The following is a 1,101-nucleotide window of genomic DNA, read 5'->3' as shown; positions in this document are numbered from 1 at the left end:
GGGCTACGAGCGCGCCGTCTTCCTGTTCGACGGCCACGACGCGGCGCAGCTCGAGGGCGCGCGTAGCCACTGGAAGACGATGAAGGAAGCCGGCCACGCGGTGACCTACTGGCAGCAGACGCCCGACCGTCGCTGGGAGCGCAAGGCGTGAGAGTGATCAGCGGTCGATTATCGTCGCCTTGTGGATTTTCGTGCTGGGCGGAAGGTCCTTCACCTGTCGGTGGATTTGGCCGGCGATATGCACTTTGACCCTGAAGACAAGTCTTCTTGATTTGCTCGACGGACATTTCCCCTCCGAGCACGGGTGGCGTTTCAAAGTCGTAACATTCGCCGGCGGCAGGCGCGCTACATCAGCGATGCGGTGGCCATGCGGTTTTTGGCGGTATTCGGCTTTTTGTCGCCGACATACTCAACATTCGTATCGACCAGCCGGTCGCTGTCGATGCCAATCGCGGTCATGATGTCGATGATTGCCTTGATCCGTTGCTTGGCTAGGTCCTTGTTCGTCTCTGCCGCATCGGCGCCGATAAACTCCTTGGCAGCCAAGGCCGTCAGCCTCACGTTGCAACGCGAATCCTTGATGCTGTTGGCGAACTTCTCGAGGTCGCGTTTGACCGGGGGTGAAATCACCGAGGATCTGCTGTCGAAGAAGAGGGCGACCTGGGCAGGGCTTCGCTTTTCATACTGCCGGCAGGAGATCCCTTGCTTCGGCAAGGTATACAGGATAGCGCTCCGCGCCTGGTTCCTATCGCTGGCGCGATCGTCGACCCAATGAGAAAGCGCCAGCACCATTTCGGGCTTGACGCCCTGCGCTTTCAAAAACGCGCGTGTGGCGTTCAGCCTTTGGCCGGCAATGCCGTCCGCCTTGTCGTACGCGCCTTCCTTGCTGGCCGTCGCGTAGAGCCGGTAGCCGCAATCGCGACCGGCGTCCTTGACGAATGCCGCCAGCCCTTTCGCGGTTTCGTCGGAAATCTTGCTGTCGCCCTTTTTGAACAGGACGCGGTACGAGTTCCACTGGGTGCACTTCGGCCCGACGTCGCGCTCCTGGGCGGCGGCTGTGAAAAATGCGGCGCTGAGGGGAATGACGAAAAGACCCAGGAC

1 protein-coding gene and 1 pseudogene are annotated in these 1,101 nt (G+C 60.7%); one reads left to right on the top strand and one right to left on the bottom strand.

Features of this window, described 5'->3' with window-relative positions; all coding sequences use genetic code 11:
* Positions 1–151 (top strand): annotated as a pseudogene (locus EOA60_RS39440) (DNA polymerase III subunit chi); the annotation flags it as partial.
* A 194-nt stretch (positions 152–345) separates the two neighbouring features.
* Here the strand turns inward: EOA60_RS39440 and EOA60_RS34175 are convergent.
* Positions 346–1,101 (bottom strand): OmpA family protein (locus tag EOA60_RS34175; RefSeq protein WP_164899821.1); only part of this gene is annotated, 756 nt, incomplete at its 5' end.

The sequence above is a fragment of the Mesorhizobium sp. M1A.F.Ca.IN.020.06.1.1 genome (assembly GCF_004023265.1).
Classification (GTDB): domain Bacteria; phylum Pseudomonadota; class Alphaproteobacteria; order Rhizobiales; family Rhizobiaceae; genus Mesorhizobium.
This window is presented reverse-complemented; position numbering and strand designations above follow the sequence as displayed.